The sequence below is a fragment of the Streptomyces sp. CA-243310 genome (assembly GCF_050936775.1).
Classification (GTDB): domain Bacteria; phylum Actinomycetota; class Actinomycetes; order Streptomycetales; family Streptomycetaceae; genus Streptomyces.
Window position 1 is genome coordinate 1,208,278 of sequence record NZ_JBNJMF010000002.1, and the last position, 18,080, is coordinate 1,226,357.

Sequence of the window (18,080 nt, forward strand, 5' to 3'; positions counted from 1 at the left end):
GATGAGGGAAAGGGGTCATCGCTTCGCGGGCAGCGCGAATCCGCCCGGGATCTCCCCGGTGCGGGTACTCGTTCGCTCGAAGGCCGCCCGCGCTAGGCGGCGGGAGGCGGAAGCACGGTCGAAGGCATGCTCGAAACCCTAAGCCTTGGCCGGTTCGAGGTCCAACACGGCCGGGTCGGCCGCCCCCGGCGGGGTGGGCCGCGCGGATTGCGCGATGAAGGCCCCGCCCAGGACCAGCGCACCGCCCGCGATCTGCCAGGAGGAGAGGTGCTCGCCCAGCAGAACCCAGGCCAGCACGGTCGCGATGACCGCTTCCAGGCAGGCCACCACGCCCGCCACCTGCGGCGAGAGCCGGCGCACCGAGACGACCCCGGTCAGGTACGCGAACACGGTCGCGATCAGCACGACCCAGCCGAGCAGCACCACCGCCGGCACCGCCGTGTCGCCGAGCGCCGCCTCGGAGCCCAGCACGGCCCAGTCCATCCGCCAGGGCCGGGCGATCACGGTCATGACCAGGGCGCCGACGATCATGCCGAACGCGATCACGCCCAGCGGGTCGGGGACGTCGTCCCCGTCGGTCCCCTGGTCCGCGAACACGAAGTAGAACGCCTGGCAGCAGGCGGCGGCGAGGCCGAGCAGCACCCCGAGCGGGTCCAGGCTCAGCCCGGCCCAGATCTCCACGACGCATGCCAGCCCGACGACGGCCACCGTCGCCCCGGCGGCAGCCGCCCGGGTCACCGGCTTGCGCTGCACGAAGCGGATCCAGCCCAGCAGCAGGGCGGGCCCCAGGTACTCCAGCAGGAGTGCCACGCCGACGGGGATCCGGGACAGGGAGGCGAAGTAGAAGGCCTGCACACCGGCGACGGCGACGAGTCCGAAGCCGGCCAGCAGGAACGGTTTGCGGCGCACCAGGTCGCGATGGCGCCAGGCCAGGGGCGACAGCACGAGCGCCGCACCCGCCACCCTCAACCACACCACGTGCAACGGGTCCAGACCCGCCTCGATCAGCGGCTTCGCCGCGACGCCCGAACCACCGAACGCACACGCCGAGACGAGGGCGAGGCCCAGTCCGGCGTTCTTCCCTGACGCTTGCATGGCCACATGATGGCAGGAGGCGTCAGGACCGTCATCGTCATGACACCTGTTGAGACGCACCCGACACCCACCCTGGTCCGACCCACCGAATCTGACAGGTCGTCAGTATTGAATGTTCCGCCCGCCGGGGCTACCTTCCGCCGCACGTACCCGACGAGAAGGGGTGGTCGCATGGCCGAAGTCACCGCGGAATCACGCATCGAGGCGCCCGCCGCGAAGCTCTGGGCGCAGCTGACGGACTGGGACGCGTACGGCCGGTGGAGCATGACCCACACCAACTTCCCGAAGGGCGGACCGGAGACCCTGGCGGTCGGATCGACCTTCGCGGAGAACATGAAGATGATGGGCTTCCCGGCCGAGGTCCTCTGGACCGTCTCGGAGCTGGAGGACGAACGTCTCTTCGCCATCACCGGCAAGGGCCCGATGGGCGTGGCCGTCCTCACCCGGTACACCCTGATCCCGGACGGCGGGGCCACCACCGTCAAGATCGACGGCGAGTTCACCGGAGCCGCCGTGTCGCTGATGGCCGGCAAGCTCAAGGACTCGGCCACGGCCGCATTGAACGAGTCGCTGCGCAAGCTGGCGGGCCTGGTCACCTGACCCGCGCCGCCCCGCACGCCGGTACGCGCGAGGGCGCGCCCCGCGGGAGGATTCCTGCGGGGCGCGCCCTCGCGTGTTGTCGGCCGGCTCAGTGTTCGTCGGCCAGGATCAGGTAGAGCTTCTTGCGCGCGTCGTTGATGACCCCGAGCGCCTTCTCGCGCTGCTCGGGCGTGCCGGTCTTGAAGACCTGCCCGAAGGCTTCCATCAGGCCGATTCCGGCCGTCCGGACCTCGTGCATCGCCTCGAAGTCGAAGCCCCGCCCGGCGTCCGCCCAAGGGGCGTCCGGCCCCGACTCGGCCTCGGTGCGGCCGGCGTCGGTGAGCGTGAACAGCTTCTTGCCGCCCTCGCTCTCGTTCGTGATGAGGCCCTCGTCCTCCAGCAGTTGCAGGGTCGGGTAGACCGAGCCGGGACTGGGCTTCCAGGCCCCTCCGCTGCGCTCCCCGATCTCCTGGATCATCTCGTAGCCGTGCATCGGCCGGTCCGCGAGCAGCGCCAGGATGGAGGCGCGCACGTCACCCCGCCGGGCCCGGCCGCGCGGTCCGCCGCGTCCGCCGCGCCCTCCGAAGGGTCCACCGCCGAAGGGCGGTCCGAACGGGCCGAAGGCGGCGCGGCGCCCGCCGAACTCCTCCCGACGGTCCGGCCCGCAGTGGCCGTGACCCCGTCCGTGCTCGTGGCCGTGGTCGTGTCCGTGCTGTCCGTGTGAACGCATGACTGCGCTCCTTTCGTCATCGAGTGTCCTCGCCGTCCGACCCGGTGTCCGACGGCTTCGATGTCTCCACTATCACTGATCGCTCGCGATGCGTCAACGATATATCGGAAACTTCTCGACGATAGAGCCAGGCACCCCGGATTGGCCTTTGGCGCCGTTCCACGCCCCGCCCTACGGTCGAGGTCATGCGCATCCGAATCGTCGACGCCTTCACCGACCGCCCGTTCCACGGGAACCCCGCCGGGGTCCTGCTGCTGGACGGCGCGTTCCCCCCGGACTCCTGGCTCCAGCAGGTCGCCGCCGAGGTCAACCTCTCCGAGACCGCCTTCGCCCGGCCGCTGCCGACGGGCGGGGAGGCCGACTGGGAGCTGCGCTGGTTCACCCCGGCCGCCGAGGTGGACATGTGCGGCCACGCCACCCTCGCGACCGCCCACGTCCTCGCGACGACCGGTCGGGCGAGCGGGCTGATCCGCTTCGCCGCCCGCTGCGGGATCCTCACGGCGCGGACCGCCGAGGACGGCACGATCACCATGGACTTCCCGACCTCCTCGCTGACGGAGGTCGAGCCCGTGCCCGAGGTGGAGCGCGCGCTGGGCGCCGCGATCGTCTCGGTGCACGACACGTCCGCCCACGTCGGCGACCTGGTGGTGGAACTCGCGGACGAGCGGACCGTACGGGAACTCACCCCCGACATCGCCGCCCTGCGCGGCTACGCCCGCCGCGGGGTGATCGTCACCGCGGCCGCCGAGGACCCCTCACGCGGCCACGACTTCGTCTCCCGCGGCTTCTTCCCGGCGTTCGGCATCGACGAGGACCCCGTCACGGGCAGCGCCCACACCGCGCTCGCCCCCTTCTGGGCGCGTCGCCTGGGCAGCACCACGCTGACGGGCCTCCAGGGCGGATCGCGCACGGGGCTGGTCCGCGTCACCCTCGCCGGTGAGCGCACCCTGCTGACCGGTCACGCCGTCACGGTCCTGGACGGGGAGCTCCTCACCCGCCCCTGAGGACCCCCGAAGAGGCCTCAGGGAGTCGGCAGCCAGCCCACCTTGCCCGCGAGCAGGGCGTAGCCGCCGAAGGCCACGATGTCGAGCAGCGCGTGCGCGACGACGAGCGGTCCGACCCGCCCCCAACGGCGGTAGGCCAGCACGAACACCACGCCCATCACCATGTTGCCGATGAAGCCGCCGATGCCCTGGTAGAGGTGGTAGGAACCGCGCAGTGCCGCGCTCGCCAGCAGCGACGCCGTCGGGGACCAGCCCAGTTGGTCGAGCCGGCGCAGCAGGTAGGCCAGCACGATGACCTCCTCGACCACGGAGTTCTGCAGCGCGGAGAGGATCAGTACGGGGAACTTCCACCACACGTCCGGCAGTGCCTCCGGCACCACGGTCAGGTTGAAGCCGGTGGCGCGGGCCGCCAGGTAGAAGGCGAGGCCGGCGCTGCCGATGCCGGCGGCGACCAGAGCGCCGCGACTCAGGTCGAACAGCGGCCTGGTCCGGTCGAAGCCCAGCGCACGCAGCCCCGGCGCGCCTTCGCGGGTCAGCAGGTGCGCGACGAGCAGTACGGGGACGAGCGCACTCGCGATCCCGAAGAGCTGCCAGGCCAGGTCCAGCCAGGGCCGCCCGGGCGCGTACGACCCGTTCAGCGTGGCCGCCTGGTCCTTGAGCCCACCCGGCTTGGTCAGCGAACCGACGAAGCTGATCAGGGCCGAGACCCCGCTCGCCCCCAGCGACAGCGCGAGGACGAGCAGCGTCTCGGTCCGCAGGTATCCGCGGCTCTCTTCCCGCAGGTCCTTGACCATCGGCTCCGGCTCCACCCGCACGCCCGACTCCCGTCCCGCCGCGATCGGTGTCGCGACGTGCCGTCACGACACCCCCATACTGCCTCCTCGGCGGGGGAACGGGATCACCGGACTCGATCGGGGTCAGAGACGGGCCGCCGCGGCGGCGTCCACCTCCTGCCCGGCGAGCCCGACCGGCCAGGTGTGCACGGGCTCGCCCCGGTGCGACAGCTCGCTGTAGCGCCGGGTGGTGGCCGCCAGCGCGTCGTCGCGTCCCAGGCCGGCCGCGACGGCCCGGTGGAAGGTGTCCACCTGCCAGGTCGCACCGTTCACCCGGAGCCGACAGCGCTGTTCGATGATTCCCAGGTAGTGGTCCCGGTCCGCCGGCGCGATCCCCCAGGCGTCCAGCCCGGCCGCCGCCAGCGGAAGCAGCTCGTCGAGCACCAGCCGTACCGCCGGCACGCTCGCCAGACCTCCGCCCCTGCCCCGACGCGGCCAGCGCAGCCGCGCGTCGATCCCGTACCGACAGGCCGCGTCGAAGTTGGCCTCGGCCTCCGCGAACGGCAGCCTCGTCCAGACCGGCCGCTGCTCGTCCGCGAGCGTGCGCACCAGCCCGTAGTAGAAGGCGGCGTTGGCGACCACGTCGGCCACGGTGGGCCCGGCCGGCAGCACCCGGTTCTCCACCCGCAGGTGCGGCACCCCGTCGGCGACCCCGTACACGGGCCGGTTCCAGCGGTAGACCGTGCCGTTGTGCAGCACCAGCTCCTGCAGGCTCGGCACGCCTCCCTCGGCGAGCACCCGCAGCGGCTCCTCCTCGTCACAGATCGGCAGCAGCGACGGGAAGAAGCGGACGTTCTCCGCGAAGAGTTCGTACGCCGAGTCCACCCACCGCTCCCCGAACCAGGTCCGCGGCCGCACGCCCTGCGACTGGAGTTCGGGCGGGCGCGTGTCGGTGGCCTGGGTGAAGAGCGGCGGCCGCGATTCCCGCCACAGCTCGTGCCCGAACAGGAACGGCGAGTTGGCGCCGACCGCCGTCTGTACGGCGGACACCGCCTGGGCCGCGTTCCACACGTCCGCGAACCGGGCCGGGGTCACCTGGAGGTGCAGTTGCACGGAGGTGCAGGCGGCCTCGGGCACGATCGATCCGGAGGTCCAGGTCAGCCGCTCGACGCCGTCGATGTCGAGGATGAAGTCCTCGCCGCGCATCATCAGGATCTGCTCGTTGAGCAGCGAGTACCGGTCCACGGCGGAGAGGTTGGCCAGAGCCAGGTCGGAGCGGGTGATCGTCGGCAGGATGCCGATCATCACCACCCCGGCGTCGATCGCGGCGGCCTGCCGGTGGGCATAGTTCAACCCGGCCCCGAGTTCTTCGGCGAGCTGGTCGAATACCCGTCCGCCGAGGCGGTGCGGGAGTACGTTCACCTCCAGGTTGAACATTCCGAGTTCGGTTTGGAAATCGGGGCTCGCTATACGCTCCAGAACCTCGGCATTCACCATTCTCGGCAACCCGTCGGCACCCGCGAGATTCAGTTCGATCTCCAGTCCCATCATGTTCTTGGGCCGATCGAACCTCTTCTCCGCCAGAAGGCGCTCCAGCCCCTCCAGGCACTCGTGGAGCTTCCTTCGATACCGATGCCGATCGGACAGGTCGAATCCGCCTGCCACGACCTTCTCCCCCATCGAAGCGTCCCTCCTCGAATGGGCCTGGCCCGGTGCACCCAGGCGCGCGTTACGGTCGATGATGCCCCGGCGGAGTGATCGATAACGCGGCGGGGACGCCCCTGGCGGACAGCGCGCGCCGGTTTGGCCCGAAGGGCGCTTCGGCACATTCACCTGGCAAGCCTGAAAGCGCAAATTCCGCCTCGACTTTGCCTATTCCACATAACCGACGCTTTCCAGCCGAGCCCCCGTCCGGTAACCTCCGAGGTCAGCGCGGCATGTTCGCGCGCAACCGGCATGAAAGCCATGCCAGAGGGACCGGTAAGCGCCTTGTCGGCAATGGACGGGACGGCTAGCCGAAACACTGCGTGAACACATGTCGTATAAACTCCGCAAACGAGGCAGAGAGTTGGCGCGCGGCCATTGCCCCTCAGCCCCCCTCTGGCCCCAGAATGCGACAGCGCCGTCCGCACCTTCCCCCGCACCCCAGGTCTCCCAAGTGAGAGGCGACCCACCATGCCGCTGCACGTCCCTCCGGCTCCCGCGCCCGCCCTGCGCTGCGTCCTCGCGGCACTCCGCTCCCCCACCGCCGTGCACGAGGCGCACACCCCGGCCCTGCGCAAGATCCAGGGCCCCCTGACCGCCGAACTCCCCCTGCCGGTCCACGTCCTCGACCGGTTGCAGGCCTCGCCGCTCACGACCGGCGGCCGGCCGCCCCGCACGCGGCTGACCGGCTGGCGGTTCATGATCCGCAGCGGGGACCGTTTCGTCGCCGCGGCCGACACCCGGCTCACCGCGGACGGCTGGGCCTTCTCCCACTTCTTCGAGGGCCCCTACGTGACGGCGACCGAACGCGCCCTGCGTCAGGCCGAGTCGCTCGGCAGGAACCACCAGCCGAGACTCCTGTCCGTACCGGAGCTGTACATGCTGACCCTCTGGCTGCACGGAGCGGTCAACGCCGACGCCTCGGCGGGCCTGCCGGACGCCGCCGACCTGCTGATCCCCCTGGCGCCGGCGCCTCCCGGGATCGCGCCCTTCCGACCGCACACCGTGTCCGAGCTGCTGCCCGTGCTGACCCGTCGACTCACCCCGCCCGCCCCTCCGGCACCGCCCGCGGTGGCCGCACCGGCGGCCTGACCAGCGCTCCCCGACCGGCATGGCCCAAGCTGCCCATTCGGCCTAGCCCGCTAGGACCACTGGTGAACCACCCGAAATGACAGGGGAGTTGGCCTGAACCGCCCGCACGAGTGATGCGTCATCAATGTATGAGGACAGCTGCCGGGAAATACCTACGAAGCAGCCGTCGTGGGGGAACACTGAGGGACATGCTCCCCGCAGGCGCGGGGATGACCCAGGGGGACGGCCATGAATCACGCATCGAGCCGTAGCACACAGACCACATCGCAGCGAAAGAACGCATCCATGTGCCAGCACCAGCCAGCCTGCCCGACGTCAGACTCCGCCGACAGGGAGGCCGCGCTGCCGGTGGCCAACCACCCGGAACAGGGCTGGAGCCTGCTGTGCAACGGCGTCCTGCTCTTCGAGGACACCGGGGAGCTGTTGCCGGACGGCCAGATCATCGCCCCGCACCGGCCGCTCGCGGTCGCCTAGACGGGACGACAGGGGACACGGGGAAGGGGCCGGTCCCGGAGCATCGCTCCGGGACCGGCCCCTTCCTCATCGGCTCACACCGCCACGATCACGACTCAGTTGTCGTACTCGTCGAGCGGCGGGCAGGAGCACACCAGGTTCCGGTCGCCGAAGGCGCCGTCGATCCGGCGCACCGGCGGCCAGTACTTCTCGGCGGCCGTGACCCCGCCCGGGAAGACGGCCTCGTCGCGGGTGTACGGGTGGTTCCACTCGCCACCCAGCGCCGCCGCGGTGTGCGGGGAGTTGGCCAGCGGGTTGTCGTCGAGCGGCCATTCGCCGCCGGCGACCCGCTCGATCTCGGCACGGATGGCGATCATCGCGTCGCAGAAGCGGTCGATCTCGGCGAGGTCCTCGGACTCCGTCGGCTCGATCATCAGCGTGCCGGCGACCGGGAACGACATCGTCGGCGCGTGGAAGCCGTAGTCGATCAGGCGCTTGGCGATGTCGTCGACGCTGACGCCCGTGGCCTTCGACAGCGGACGCAGGTCGATGATGCACTCGTGGGCGACCAGGTTGCCGGGACCGGTGTAGAGCACCGGGTAGTGCGGCTCCAGACGCTTGGCGATGTAGTTGGCGCCGAGCACGGCCACCTGGGTGGCGCGCTTGAGGCCCTCGCCGCCCATCAGGCGCACGTACGACCAGGAGATCGGCAGGATGCCGGCCGATCCCCACGGGGCGGCCGAGATCGGGCCGACGCCCGTCTCCGGACCGGCGGTCGGCTGGAGCGGGTGGTTGGGGAGGTACGGGGCCAGGTGCGCCCGGACACCCACCGGGCCGACGCCCGGACCGCCGCCACCGTGCGGGATGCAGAAGGTCTTGTGCAGGTTCAGGTGCGAGACGTCGCCGCCGAAGTGACCCGGCTTGGCCAGACCGACGAGGGCGTTGAGGTTCGCGCCGTCCACGTAGACCTGACCGCCGGCGTCGTGCACCTGGGCGCAGATGTCCGCGACGTGCTCCTCGAACACACCGTGCGTGGACGGGTAGGTGATCATCAGCACGGCGAGTTCGTCGCGGTACTGCTCGATCTTGGCGCGCAGGTCGTCCGCGTCCACCTCGCCGTCGTCGGCGGTCTTGACGACGACGACCTTCATGCCGGCCATCACGGCGCTGGCCGCGTTCGTGCCGTGCGCGGAGGACGGGATGAGACAGATGGTGCGCTGCTCGTCGCCGTTCGCCCGGTGGTACGCGCGGACGGCCAGCAGACCGGCCAGCTCGCCCTGGGAGCCGGCGTTCGGCTGGATCGACACCTTGTCGTAGCCGGTGACCTCGCAGAGACGTTCCTCCAGCTCGTTGATGAGCGTGAGGTACCCCTCGGCCTGCTCGATCGGCGCGAAGGGGTGCAGCTGCCCGAACTCGGGCCAGGTGACCGGCTCCATCTCGGTGGTCGCGTTGAGCTTCATCGTGCAGGAGCCCAGCGGGATCATGCCGCGGTCCAGCGCGTAGTCCTTGTCCGAGAGCCTGCGCAGGTAGCGCAGCATCGCGGTCTCGGAACGGTGCTGGTGGAAGACCGGGTGGGCCAGGTACTCGTCCGAGCGCAGCAGGCCCTCGGGCAGGCTCTCGGGGGTGATCTCGTCCAGCGCCTCGATGTCCGCGGTGACGCCGAAGGCGGCCCAGACGGCCTCGACGTCGGCGCGCAGCGTGGTCTCGTCACAGGAGATCGACACCAGGTCGGCGTCCACGCGGTACAGGTTGACCCCGCCCGCGCGGGCGGCGGCGACGACCTCGCCGGCCCGGCCCGGCACCCGGACGGTGAGGGTGTCGAAGTACGAGCCGTGCACGACCTTGACCCCGCCGGCCGCCAGCCCCGCGGCGAGCACGCCCGCGTAGCGGTGGGTCCGGCGGGCGATCGTCCGCAGCCCGTCCGGACCGTGGTAGACGGCGTACATGCCGGCCATGACGGCGAGCAGCACCTGCGCGGTGCAGATGTTGCTGGTGGCCTTCTCGCGGCGGATGTGCTGCTCACGCGTCTGGAGCGCGAGGCGGTACGCCTTGTTGCCGTCCGCGTCCACGGAGACGCCGACGAGGCGGCCGGGGAGCGAGCGGGCGTGCTTGGCCTGGACGGCCATGTAGCCGGCGTGCGGTCCGCCGAAGCCCATCGGCACGCCGAAGCGCTGGGTGGTGCCGACGGCGATGTCCGCGCCCAGCTCGCCCGGGGAGGTGAGCAGGGTCAGCGCGAGGAGGTCCGCGGAGACGGTGACGATGGCACCGAGCTCGTGCGCCTGGTCGATGACCGGCTTGATGTCCCGTACGGCGCCGGAGGCGCCCGGGTACTGGAGCAGTACGCCGAAGACGCCGCGCTCGGCGATCTCGGCGGGGATGCCCTCGGACAGGTCGGCGACCACGACCTCGACGCCCGTCGGCTCGGCACGGGTCTCGATCACGGCGATCGTCTGCGGCAGCGCGTCCGCGTCGATCAGGAAGACGCCGTTCTTGACCTTGCCGACGCGGCGGGCCAGCGACATGGCCTCGGCGGCGGCGGTGCCCTCGTCGAGCAGCGAGGCCCCGGAGGTCGGCAGGCCGGTCAGGTCCGCGACGACGGTCTGGAAGTTCAGCAGCGCTTCGAGGCGGCCCTGCGAGATCTCGGGCTGGTACGGCGTGTAGGCCGTGTACCAGGCCGGGTTCTCCATGACGTTGCGCAGGATCACCGGCGGCGTGAAGGTCCCGTAGTAGCCGAGACCGATCATGGACGAGAGGACCTGGTTGCGGTCGGCGAGCTCACGGAGCTCGGCGAGCACCTCGGCCTCGGTCCGCGCCTCGGGCAGGTTCAGCGCCTCGGCGCTGCGGATCACATCGGGGACCGCTGCGGCGGTCAGTTCGTCCAGGGAGCCGTAGCCCACGTGGGCGAGCATCTTCGCCTGCGCCTCGGCATCCGGGCCGATGTGGCGCTGCTCGAAGGGGATGCCTCGCTCCAGCTGGGAGAGCGGAATGCGGTTGGCGGTCATGACGGAGGCCTCCTGGTCGTATGACCTGCGAGGGGCACCACGGCGCGGGCACCCGAACGGCCTCCCCCTCTGTCATCTCAACCTGAGAGCTTCACCGGGTCTCCTGGGGTTCGCCCACGAGATCCGGCTTTCACCGTCGGTGAGGAGAGGAACCGGCACACATCATCCGGTACCCGCCCCTGCTTTCCAGAGTGGCCTCACCACGTGCGGTACGTATGCCTGAGAGATTCCGGGGAGGATTTGCTCCTTCGGCGCCTCCGTCACGTTCACTCGGAGGACTCTCCCGCACAGGGTCGACAGCCGTCACCCAGCCTACCAGCGAGGTTCCGAACCCTCCCTCGAGTGGCCCCCTCTCCGAATATGCACTTCTGTAGTGAATACGGAGGAGTTGCGACCATGTGGAGGGACCGTGCAGACCGACATCGATCCGCGCAGCCTGATCGGCCGCAAGGCATTCGACCGCAACGGAGCCAAGATCGGAACCGTGGACGAGGTCTACCTCGACGATGCCACGGGCGTACCGGAATGGGCCGCGGTCCGGACGGGCCTGTTCAGCCGGGACGCCTTCGTCCCCCTGGAGCCCAGCGAGATGGTCGGGGACACCCTTCGGGTCCCCTTCGAACGATCCCTGATCAGGGACGCACCCGACTTCGGCGTCGGTCGCCACCTCTCTCCCGAGCAGGAGCTGCAGCTCTACCACCACTACGGACTGGACGTGACCCTGCCCACGGAGTTCCATCACCCGCCGCCCCCGCCGAAGAACACCCCCCGCGACTTCGGCCGGCTCGCGGGCGAGGGCTAAGGGGCCCCCGCGCCACGCGGGCGCGCCCGCTCGCCCACCACTCCCCCTCCGTCTCCCCCGACCAGCGGCAACGGATCGGACGGCTCCAGCTCCGGATCGTCCACCTTGAAGGTGCGCACGCGCCCGGGCGGCGATCCCGGCCGCTCGAACCGTACGGTCACCCGCCCGACCCCGCTGCCCTGGACCCACCCCGGCCCGTACACCGCGTGCCGCACGTCGCTGCCGGCCGGCCAGAACCGCCCGAGGGCGATCACGGGCTCCCCCGGCGTCCCGACGGCCCCGTCGCCCTCCGTGCCCCGTGGGGCCTCTCCTGCCCCCGCCGGATCGACCGCAGCCCCGTCCGGGGCCCCGGCACCGTCCGCCGCGTCCCCACCCGACGGCTCCGGGTCCTCCGCCACCGGATCCCCGGCGGGCCCGACCGCCTCCGCGCCCTCCTCCGCCTCGGCCTCGGCCTCCGCCTGGGCGAACAGGTCCTCCTGCGTGTAGTCCGCGAGCCCCGTCACCCCGACCCCCAGCAGCCGCACCCCGCCCGTGGTGTCCACACCCTCCAGCAGCCGCGCGGCAGCCTCCCGGACCACTCCCGGATCGTCGGTGGGCCCCCGCAGCGTCTCCGAGCGCGTCAGAGTCGAGAAGTCGTAGCGCCGTACCTTCAGCACGATCGTGCGGCCCGAGTGCCCGGAGGACCGCAGCCGCCCCACACACCGGTCGGCGAGCCGCTGCACCTCGCCGCGGATCCGGACCCGGTCGTGCAGGTCCACGTCGAAGGTGTCCTCCACCGAGACCGACTTCGCGTCGCGTTCGGCGACCACGGGGCGGTCGTCCAGTCCCAGCGCCATCCGGTACAGCCCCAGCCCGTGCGAGCGCCCCACCATCCGGATCAACTCGTCCTCGCCGGCCTCGGCCAGCTCCCCCACGGTGGTGATCCCGGCACGCCGCAGGTGCTCCCCGGTGACCGGACCCACACCGGGCAGGGTCCGCACGGTCATCGGCGCGAGGTGCGCGCGCTCGGTCCCCGGCTCGATCAGCAGCAGCCCTGCCGGCTTGGCCTCCTCGGAGGCCACCTTGGCCAGCATCTTGGATCCGGCGAGCCCCACGGACCCGCTGAGCCCCGTCGCGGCCATGATGTCGGCCCTCAGCCGCTCCCCCGCCGCCCGGGCACCGGCGGCGTCGAAGGCGATCCCGCCCGCCTCCAGGTCCACGAAGGCCTCGTCCAGGCTGAGCGGCTCCACGAGGGGCGACAGGGCCCTCAGAAGCCCCATGACGCGCTCGCTGACCGCTTGGTAGAGGCGGAACCGGGGGGTGAGGTAGGCGCCGTTCGGGCAGAGCCGTCTGGCCTGCGCCGTCGGCATCGCCGAGTGCACACCGAAGCGCCTGGCCTCGTAGGAGGCCGTGGCCACCACCCCGCGCGGCCCGAGCCCGCCGACGATCACGGCCTTGCCGCGCAGACTCGGCTTCGACGCCTGCTCCACAGATGCGTAGAAGGCGTCCATGTCCAGATGCAGGATGGTCGGCGCGGCTCTCACAGCCCCGATGCTGCCCTACGCCTCTGACAATCCCGCCGGGAGCCCGCCGGGGCGCCTCAGACCGCCCGGTTGCGGCGCGCCGCCAGCTCGTCCGCGGGGTTCTGCCCGACCAGTGTCTCGCCGGTGTCGATCCGCTCGCCGTGGAGCTGGGACAGCGCGTTCTCCACGTCCCGCCAGACCACGCCGATCGCGATGCCGAAGACGCCCTGTCCACCCTGGAGCAGGCTGACCACCTGATCTGGCGAGGTGCATTCGTAGACGGTGGCGCCGTCGCTCATCAGCGTCATGCGCTCCAGGTCCGAGAACCCCCGCTCGCGCAGGTGCTGCACGGCGGTGCGGATGCTCTGCAGCGCCACCCCGGTGTCCAGGAAGCGCTTGACGATCTTGAGGACCACCACGTCCCGGAAGCTGTACAGCCGCTGCGTGCCCGAGCCGTACGCGGGTCGGACGCTCGGCTCCACCAGCCCGGTCCGGGCCCAGTAGTCCAGTTGCCGGTAGGTGATGCCGGCGGCGGCGCACGCCGTCGGCCCCCTGTAGCCGATCTGCTCGGGCGCCTGCTCCTCGCTCACCGGTCCGACCGGCGTCGGAACCGACTCCGGCTGACGGCGCGCGGAACCCGCCGCACCGCCGTGCAGCGGGTACGGCCCGCCGTCACTCCGTGCGGGGATGCCCCCGGTCGTACCGTCGCCCGTGATCCTCACGCCGACCCTCCGTCCTTGACCTGCCTCCTCGAAGGTAGGCAGTCACCAGGGGTGCGTCAACGATCGCCACACTCGGCACGCCGAGTGATAATCACCCTGAGAGTGGTTTCCCGTGTCCCTTTACGGGGAAAGGCTACTCGAATGGGCTGAATCTTCACGGAGGGTGACACGGCGCGCGCCGCCTCACTGTGGCCCGGTGCCGAAGTCCTCGGGCGAGATCTGGTCGAGGAACTCGCGGAACTTCTCCACCTCGTCCTCCTGCTCATCGGGGATGGCGATGCCCGCGTCGTCGAGCACGCCGTCACTGCCGTAGATCGGCGTTCCCGTCCGCAGGGCCAGCGCTATGGCATCGGAGGGCCGCGCGCTCACCTCGACCCCGCTGGCGAAGACAAGCTCCGCATAGAAGACGCCCTCCCGCAGATCCGTGATCCGAACCTCGGTGAGCTCCTCACCGACCGCTTCCAGCACGTCCTTGAACAGGTCGTGCGTCAGCGGACGGGCAGGGGCCATGCCCTGTTGAGCGAAGGCAATGGCGGTCGCCTCCCCGGGTCCGATCCAGATGGGGAGGTACCGATCGCCTCCCACTTCACGCAGGAGCACGATCGGTTGGTTGGAGGGCATTTCCACCCGGACACCCACAACGTCGAGCTCGTTCACACAGCAACCCTAGGACCTGCCCGGCAGGTTTGGGTAGTCGGGCTCCCCCTGGTCAGTTGAGCCGGACCCCGAGGGCGGTCTGTACCAGGGCTTCGTGGAGCCGTACGGACAACCCGGCGAGCTCCCTCATGGTGGCCTCCGCATGGGCCCTGGTCTGCGGGTTGCGGTGCCGGCGCAGTGGGGCCACGAGCTGTTCGACCAGACCGGCCTCCCGATCCGCGGCCGCTTTCATGGCGCGCAGATGGCGGGGCTCAAGCCCGAATCGACCGAGACCCGCGATCAACCGGGCCACGGTGACCGTCTCGGCGTCGAATCCGCCGTCCGGCGCCTCGGTGATGAGCCCGTACGATTCCCACTCGCCGAGCTGCACCTCGTCCACCTCGGCGGCGGAGATCAGCTCGGCGCGGCCCACCCGGGCCGCGGTGGAGCGCTCTCGCCCCACCTCGCCGTACACGGCGGCGGGGCTCGCGGGGTCGACGGAGTCCCCGTGCATGGTGGGCGACGGGATGCGGACCTGCTCGCCGCGGTCGAGCGCGTCGAGCTGTTCGCGAATGACCTTCAGCGGCATGTAGTGGTCCCGCTGGAGGCGCAGGATCCGGCTCAGCCGATCGACGTCGTCGGTGCTGAACTTGCGGTATCCGGAAGGTGTGCGCCGGGGCTCGACGAGCCCCTCCGCCTCCAGAAAGCGGATCTTCGAGATCGTGACGTCGGGAAACTCGTCACGCAGCATGGTGAGCACCGTGCCGATGCTCACCAGCCGCCCGGCCGAGGCGGCGGTGCCGTTTCCGGCACCGCCTGTCGGGGTGCGCAGCATGGGACCTTCCCTTGACGGGTCAGATGCCCCGCAGGCTCGCGTAGAAGACCAGCCGGTACTTGCCGATCTGCACCTCGTCGCCGTTGTGCAGGGCGACGGAGTCGATCGGCTCTCGGTTCACGTACGTGCCGTTGAGGCTGCCCACGTCCGAGACGGTGAAGCCACCGTCCTGGCCCCGGCGGAAGTCGACGTGCCGCCGGGAGACGGTGACGTCGTCCAGGAAGATGTCGCTCTGCGGGTGCCGGCCGGCCGTGGTCAGTTCGCCGTCCAAGAGGAACCGGCTGCCGGAGTTGGGGCCGCGCCGCACGATCAGCAGAGCGGAACCCGGGGGCAGCGCTTCCACCGCGGCCTGGGCCTCGGGAGAGAGCGAGGACGACACGTGCTGTTGCCCCGAGACCTCGGCCTCGTAGGCCTCGAGGCCCGAGATCGAGATCGTGGACGTGGTCTCCGAAGCACGCTCCGGCGTCAGACCCGGCCGCAGCGGCGCGCCGCAGCTGGAGCAGAACCGGCTGGCCGCATCGCTGCGGTGCCCGCACCTGCTGCAGATCTGCTCGGCCGACATGGACGGCTCCTCGCGCCGCGGCTGCCCCGCGGAGGCATTGGTGGCATACGGGTCGGAGGCAAACCCTCCACCCGCACTTGAGGTTGATGGTTCACCGAAACCTATGCGGCCGGTACCGGCAGGGTCAACAGTCGACGCGCCCTGCGCACCCGAAACATCACCCGAGCCGGCGACCTCGTCGCGGAAGAGCGGCCGGTCGCCCTGCCCTTCCCCGTCTCCGTGCCCCGCACGATGCCTCGCGGCACCGCCTTCCTCGCGGTTCTTCTTGCCGAACAACTTCTCAAACAACTTCACGGGCGATTCCCCTTGACCGAAACAGACCCGCCCGTGGGGCAGGACGAACTCCGAATGCACACACCTGCCGATCCGGACATTCTCACAACGTCCGTAACCACCAGACAGTTTCCACCACGCACCGCGACTTCGGTGCCTCGACCCCCCGCAGGCATCCACCCGCGTGAGCCGCTCCACGTTACGCCCCGTGTCACGGTGATGACGACCGAGCGTAGTCAGGCTGCTTCGCAGCCCGCAAGGCGTCCACAACGATCTTCGCCGACCGTGTGACGGCAACCGTGGCTTGTTCCTTCTCCAACGTCTGTACAACGCCGCCGGGGATGTTCAGCGCGGGCTCCAGGTCCTGCGGCTTGCCGATCACCCTGAATTCATAGGGTTGTGTGATCTTCTTCCCATCGATGCCGACCCCACCGCCCTCGTCCGAGAAGAACGACCCGGCCACCACCCGCACCCCGTTGATCTGGATCGCCTCGGCCCCGGCCGCCCGCAGCTCCTGAAGCGTGTCCAGGAGCTGGTCCGGCTGCACCTGCCCCGTGGGGTCGGTGATCCGCAGCGTGATGCCCGGTCCCTGGGCAGCCACCGTACCGGCCAGAATGCCCAGTTGGCGTTCCTTCTCCACGGTCTGCCTGCGCGCCTCCTCGGCCTGATCGGAGCTGTTCTCCAACTCCTTGCGTTGGTCCTCCAGCCTCTGTTTCTCGTCCTCCAGGCGCTTGGTACGACCGTCGAGCTCGTCGAGGATCCGTACGAGGTCCTCCTGACGGGCCCCGCGCAGCGGAGCGCCCGAGTCGCTGTTCGAACGGACCTGGATGGCCAGGCCCAGGCCGAGGACGAAGAGCAACAGCGCGACGATCAGTTGGGCGCGGCTCACCCTCGGCGGCCACAGACCGGCCGCCAGGCGCTGCCGACCGGTCTCCTCGGGCTCGGCTGCCTGCGCCGACCCCTCCTTAAGAGGCTGCTCGGGGACGTTCGGTTCCTCCGGCGGGGTGTTCTCCGTAGTCATCGGCGTCACGCCCGGAACACGTGGCGGCGGATGGCCGCGGCGTTGGAGAAGATGCGGATGCCGAGGACGACGACCACACCGGTGGACAACTGCGCGCCGACGCCCAGCTTGTCCCCGAGGAAGACGATCAGCGCGGCGACCACGACGTTGGACAGGAACGACACCACGAAGACCTTGTCGACGAAGATGCCGTCCAGCATCGCCCGCAGACCGCCGAAGACCGCGTCCAGCGCCGCCACCACGGCGATCGGCAGATAAGGCTCCACCACGGCCGGCACTTCGGGTCGGACCAGAAGCCCGACCACCACTCCGACCACGAGGCCCAGTACCGCGATCACGATGCACCCTTCTTCGGCTCTGCTGCTGTAGCTGTACGTACGGTCAGGCTCGACGCGGCCTGCAGGCGGATGTCGTCAGCGGGCGCCAGGCTGGAGCGGATCCCGTAGCTCTCCTGCAGCACGTGCAGGTACTGACCGCCCACGGAGTCCTGGAACGCGGCCCCGAGTTTCTTCTTGTCGCCCACCGCGAGCACTTCGTACGGCGGTACCAGCGGCTTGTTGTCGACCAGTATCGCGTCACCCGCCGCCCTGATCGCCGAGAGGGCCGTGAGGCGCTGACCGTTGATCGAGATCGCCTCCGCACCGGACTGCCAGAGGCCGTTGACGATCTTCTGCATGTCCCGGTCGCGGAGCCGGCCGGTGTTCGCGAACCCGGCGCTCTCGCGCGGCCCTCCGCCGCCTCCGGAGGACGCCCCCTTGGCGTCGTCCACGGTGAGTTTGACACCCGGCCCGCGCACGTCGGTGGCGCCGGCCAGCAGGGCCACGAGTTGCCCCTGGTCCCCGCCGTGCTGCTTGAGTGCCTCGCGCTGGCTGTCCGCGACCTCGGTGCGCAACCGCTCGATGTCCCGTTCCACGGTGGTCGCGTGCTCGTCGGCCCGCTCCACCCGGTCGATGAGCTCTTGGCGCTCCTTGGCCAGCACCGGCGCCGATATCCGCGCCTCGGCCGCTCCGAGGGTGACGACCATGGCGGCGATCACCAGTCCGGCGGCGAGGCCCAGCTTGGCCTTGAGGCTGCGCGGAAGGCCCGCCGTGCCGTCCGCCGCGCGCCGTGCCGAGGCTTCCGCATAGCCCTCGTCGAGACTGTGGTCCATCACGTGCGTCAGCAGCGACATGGAAGCGTCCGGGCGCGCGGGCGGCGTGGCCGAACTCCGGTTGTTGGGCGGCTGCGACATGCCCCACATCGTCGCATGTCACCACCGTTGCCACCGAATGCGGGCGTCCGGCGGGCCGGCACGG

The 18,080-nt window shown here is 70.6% G+C and carries 18 protein-coding genes and 1 riboswitch; of the genes, 5 read left to right on the plus strand and 13 right to left on the minus strand.

The window, feature by feature from the left end:
* Window positions 1–138 precede the first annotated feature (138 nt).
* Window positions 139–1,095: an EamA family transporter gene (locus tag ACQEVM_RS22965; RefSeq protein WP_433081958.1), complete on the minus strand. Its 957-nt coding sequence runs from the start codon at window positions 1,093–1,095 to the stop codon at window positions 139–141.
* A 171-nt stretch (window positions 1,096–1,266) separates the two neighbouring features.
* Here ACQEVM_RS22965 and ACQEVM_RS22970 point away from each other — a divergent pair, with 171 nt between their 5' ends.
* Window positions 1,267–1,695, plus strand: coding sequence for a type II toxin-antitoxin system Rv0910 family toxin (locus tag ACQEVM_RS22970; RefSeq protein WP_433081960.1), 429 nt, complete (start codon window positions 1,267–1,269; stop codon window positions 1,693–1,695).
* 88 nt (window positions 1,696–1,783) lie between these two features.
* Here the strand turns inward: ACQEVM_RS22970 and ACQEVM_RS22975 are convergent, their stop codons facing one another.
* The gene (locus ACQEVM_RS22975) at window positions 1,784–2,404 is read right to left on the minus strand and encodes a PadR family transcriptional regulator (RefSeq protein WP_433081962.1); all 621 of its coding nucleotides are present in this window, start codon (window positions 2,402–2,404) and stop codon (window positions 1,784–1,786) included.
* A 185-nt stretch (window positions 2,405–2,589) separates the two neighbouring features.
* Between ACQEVM_RS22975 and ACQEVM_RS22980 the strand changes: the two genes are divergently transcribed.
* Window positions 2,590–3,408 carry a PhzF family phenazine biosynthesis protein gene (locus ACQEVM_RS22980; protein WP_433081964.1) on the plus strand — a complete coding sequence of 273 codons (819 nt, stop codon included), beginning with the start codon at window positions 2,590–2,592 and terminating at the stop codon, window positions 3,406–3,408.
* 17 nt (window positions 3,409–3,425) lie between these two features.
* On the opposite strand, the gene ACQEVM_RS22985 is transcribed toward ACQEVM_RS22980, so the two are convergent.
* A complete protein-coding gene (locus ACQEVM_RS22985) occupies window positions 3,426–4,202 on the minus strand; it encodes a CPBP family intramembrane glutamic endopeptidase (protein WP_433085326.1) in 777 nt (258 codons plus the stop codon).
* A 123-nt stretch (window positions 4,203–4,325) separates the two neighbouring features.
* Window positions 4,326–5,861: a glutamate-cysteine ligase family protein gene (locus ACQEVM_RS22990; RefSeq protein ID WP_433081966.1), complete on the minus strand. Its 1,536-nt coding sequence runs from the start codon at window positions 5,859–5,861 to the stop codon at window positions 4,326–4,328.
* A 495-nt stretch (window positions 5,862–6,356) separates the two neighbouring features.
* On the opposite strand from ACQEVM_RS22990, the gene ACQEVM_RS22995 reads away from it, so the two are divergent.
* Together ACQEVM_RS22995 and ACQEVM_RS23000 are read left to right on the plus strand one after the other, a co-directional pair.
* On the plus strand, window positions 6,357–6,977 hold the full coding sequence (locus ACQEVM_RS22995) for a hypothetical protein (protein ID WP_433081968.1): 621 nt from the start codon (window positions 6,357–6,359) through the stop codon (window positions 6,975–6,977).
* Window positions 6,978–7,262: 285 nt separating this feature from the next.
* Window positions 7,263–7,451: a DUF5999 family protein gene (locus ACQEVM_RS23000; RefSeq protein WP_053683766.1), complete on the plus strand. Its 189-nt coding sequence runs from the start codon at window positions 7,263–7,265 to the stop codon at window positions 7,449–7,451.
* A gap of 95 nt (window positions 7,452–7,546) precedes the next feature.
* Here ACQEVM_RS23000 and gcvP read toward each other — a convergent pair whose 3' ends face one another.
* The gene (gene gcvP / locus ACQEVM_RS23005; protein WP_433081971.1) at window positions 7,547–10,432 is read right to left on the minus strand and encodes an aminomethyl-transferring glycine dehydrogenase; all 2,886 of its coding nucleotides are present in this window, start codon (window positions 10,430–10,432) and stop codon (window positions 7,547–7,549) included.
* A 197-nt stretch (window positions 10,433–10,629) separates the two neighbouring features.
* A riboswitch (glycine riboswitch) is annotated at window positions 10,630–10,728 on the minus strand.
* A 113-nt stretch (window positions 10,729–10,841) separates the two neighbouring features.
* Here gcvP and ACQEVM_RS23010 point away from each other — a divergent pair.
* On the plus strand, window positions 10,842–11,234 hold the full coding sequence (locus ACQEVM_RS23010; protein ID WP_433081973.1) for a PRC-barrel domain-containing protein: 393 nt from the start codon (window positions 10,842–10,844) through the stop codon (window positions 11,232–11,234).
* Here ACQEVM_RS23010 and ACQEVM_RS23015 read toward each other — a convergent pair.
* The 8 genes from ACQEVM_RS23015 to ACQEVM_RS23050 form a co-directional block, all read right to left on the minus strand.
* Window positions 11,231–12,757, minus strand: a complete 1,527-nt coding sequence (locus ACQEVM_RS23015; protein WP_433081975.1) for a DNA polymerase IV — start codon at window positions 12,755–12,757, stop codon at window positions 11,231–11,233. The genes ACQEVM_RS23010 and ACQEVM_RS23015 overlap by 4 nt on opposite strands.
* Window positions 12,758–12,813: 56 nt before the next feature.
* Window positions 12,814–13,458: a MerR family transcriptional regulator gene (locus ACQEVM_RS23020; RefSeq protein ID WP_433081977.1), complete on the minus strand. Its 645-nt coding sequence runs from the start codon at window positions 13,456–13,458 to the stop codon at window positions 12,814–12,816.
* 183 nt (window positions 13,459–13,641) lie between these two features.
* The gene (locus tag ACQEVM_RS23025) at window positions 13,642–14,115 is read right to left on the minus strand and encodes a bifunctional nuclease family protein (RefSeq protein WP_007262890.1); all 474 of its coding nucleotides are present in this window, start codon (window positions 14,113–14,115) and stop codon (window positions 13,642–13,644) included.
* 52 nt (window positions 14,116–14,167) lie between these two features.
* Window positions 14,168–14,929, minus strand: coding sequence for a transcriptional regulator FtsR (gene ftsR, locus ACQEVM_RS23030; RefSeq protein WP_433081979.1), 762 nt, complete (start codon window positions 14,927–14,929; stop codon window positions 14,168–14,170).
* Between the two features lie 19 nt (window positions 14,930–14,948).
* Window positions 14,949–15,893 carry an FHA domain-containing protein gene (locus ACQEVM_RS23035; RefSeq protein ID WP_433085328.1) on the minus strand — a complete coding sequence of 315 codons (945 nt, stop codon included), beginning with the start codon at window positions 15,891–15,893 and terminating at the stop codon, window positions 14,949–14,951.
* Between the two features lie 82 nt (window positions 15,894–15,975).
* The gene (locus ACQEVM_RS23040; RefSeq protein WP_433081981.1) at window positions 15,976–16,785 is read right to left on the minus strand and encodes a DUF881 domain-containing protein; all 810 of its coding nucleotides are present in this window, start codon (window positions 16,783–16,785) and stop codon (window positions 15,976–15,978) included.
* Window positions 16,786–16,790: 5 nt separating this feature from the next.
* A complete protein-coding gene (locus tag ACQEVM_RS23045; protein WP_003970459.1) occupies window positions 16,791–17,123 on the minus strand; it encodes a small basic family protein in 333 nt (110 codons plus the stop codon).
* Window positions 17,120–18,025: a DUF881 domain-containing protein gene (locus tag ACQEVM_RS23050; protein WP_433081983.1), complete on the minus strand. Its 906-nt coding sequence runs from the start codon at window positions 18,023–18,025 to the stop codon at window positions 17,120–17,122. The genes ACQEVM_RS23045 and ACQEVM_RS23050 overlap by 4 nt, the downstream gene beginning before the upstream one ends.
* Window positions 18,026–18,080: the final 55 nt, after the last annotated feature.